Source organism: Streptomyces sp. NPDC001796 (assembly GCF_042892355.1).
Lineage (GTDB): Bacteria > Actinomycetota > Actinomycetes > Streptomycetales > Streptomycetaceae > Streptomyces.
This window is the reverse complement of record NZ_JBIAUC010000047.1, coordinates 1-1,931: the sequence shown is the minus strand read 5'-3', so window position 1 is coordinate 1,931 and position 1,931 is coordinate 1. Positions and strand designations below refer to the sequence as shown.

Genomic DNA, 1,931 nt, shown 5'->3' with positions numbered 1-1,931 from the left:
GGGTATTTGCGTGGTGCTGGCACTGCTCGTGGTTCTCCTTCGGGCCAGGATCATAAGCCTGGTTTCAGGGACTCCACGAATCCGGGGTCAGCTCAACTTGGCTTCTGCCGCGGCAGTTGCTACAGAAATGGCGTCTACGCGGGCGTCGGAGGGCTTGCAGAAGCAGAGGGCGTCCTGGCCGTCTCTGCCCCACTCTCCTCCCGGCTCCCCGCGCTGCCGCTGAACAGACAGGCGGATTTGTCCTCCGCGGCAAGGCGACGCAGGGCAAGCAATGCCGGTTCCAGTAGGACACACACCAGCACCGCGCGTTCGGCGAGCTCCATCAGTCCCGAGGTACCGTTGATCTGCTCCATGTCTAGTTCCGAGATGCGGTCGGCCAGTCGCGCGTAGGGCAGCAGGGTCTGCCAGCCGATGTCCGCGCCCAGCACCGAAAGGGCATCCAGAACATCGCCAAGGCTCTCGACGGCGGCGGTATCGGGATCGACCTCCCAGCCCATTTCGCTGATCAACCTGCGCGCGTCGGCGACGCCCGGGCCCTTCTCTTTCTGCGCTACCCGCTCCTCCTGCTCGTGATTCTCGTCCAGCGAGGCCGGCCGAGCATCGATCAGGATTCCAATGATCTGGTGCAGATCGCGCTCCTCCGCTATGGCACCCAGAATCTCCTTGACCGCACCGACCGACAGCTGTCGCACACCGATAAGTGTGCGAATCAACCGGAGGCGGTGCAGGTGCTCTTCGCCATAGTCCGCCCGAGTGACGGTGGCGAGTTGTCCCCGGGGCAGCATCCCTTCCCGGAGGTAGTACTTGATCGTCGGGATGGACACGCCGCTGCGGCGGCTGAGTTCCGAGATCCTCATGGAGCTCCCCGTACCTGATGGATAGTGCCATTGCCCATCCTGACGGCAGTTGCCGTCTTCGGGAAGGTGGGGGGCTCAACGCCGGCTTGCGGCTGGATCACTCGAACCTTGCTGCACCGCAGATGCTCGGCGACCTACGTCTGACGACCCATCGCATGATCCGCGTGGACCACCGCCTGGCCCGAAGCGGTGCCGAGCGTGGAATGGTCGTGCTCACGCAGCGTCGCTGCTGAGCAACTCCCCACACATCTGCGGTACGAGGTGACTGGCCTGCACCGGCGTTGCCGGAACACACAGCCAAGCTCCGATGCGAAGTGACAACGAGCCTGCCGTGGTGACACCTATCGCGCCTCGGCTCACCACCAGGACCGATCACCTCATTGTGTTAGGCGTTCCAAATGACGCCGGACGCGTCACCACGGGGGAAGTGACGGCCCCGGCGCGTATCCACGCTGCCACATTCCCGGCACACACGCAGTCTCTTCAGGACAGCCGTATCGACGTGCCTCGAATGGGCATCTGTCCACGAGAACAGATCCCAGGCCGGGACCGACGGCCGCGACGGCATGGCACCGTCAATTCAAGCCCAATGCGGACAGGGCGGTGGTCCAGTCGCCGGCAATGGCGCGCTGGGCGGCGGCGAGGGTGACCTTGCCGTCGCAGACCGCGGTGTGCAGCTTCGTCTCCACCGGGTCCTTCTTGTTGTCGGTGCCGCCCCCGGACTTGTGGCCAGGATCGGCGGGCTCAACCCAAAGGTTGCGCTCGTCGTTGGGGTCACCCCCGAGCTGCAAGTTGATCAGGTAGTCGTCCTCTGCATCTGCCCTGCGGCCGGTGTAGCCGTAAGAGGCGGCGTTCAGCTTCTTCTCTCTGCTTGTGACGGAGACAGGCGGGCGGACACCGCTGGCTGTAGCCGCCCTTGCGGCAGATCGTCGACTTCAGGGTCGCCTGCGTGACGGCCGGCGAGGTAGCTCCGGGGGTGCACTTAGAGGTCCTAACAAAGGCGTTGGACGTGGCGGTAGGTGATCAGGCAGGTGGCGAGGCCGAGGAAGGCCTCGTGGATGTCGTCGCGTCGTT

General features: G+C 64.6%; 1 protein-coding gene and 1 pseudogene. Both read right to left on the bottom strand.

Translation table 11 applies throughout. The features are described 5' to 3' along the window. Positions 1-134 precede the first annotated feature (134 nt). Positions 135-857 carry a MerR family transcriptional regulator gene (locus ACFYZE_RS36075; protein WP_389003925.1) on the bottom strand — a complete coding sequence of 241 codons (723 nt, stop codon included), beginning with the start codon at positions 855-857 and terminating at the stop codon, positions 135-137. A gap of 575 nt (positions 858-1,432) precedes the next feature. Further along, a pseudogene (locus ACFYZE_RS36070) lies at positions 1,433-1,838 on the bottom strand (hypothetical protein); the annotation flags it as partial. Between the last annotated feature and the right edge of the window lie 93 nt (positions 1,839-1,931).

Bases quoted from the DNA above. Each gene is read 5' to 3' on its own strand.
- ACFYZE_RS36075 (WP_389003925.1), bottom strand. From the start codon at position 857: ATGAGGATCTCGGAACTCAGCCGCCGCAGCGGCGTGTCCATCCCGACG.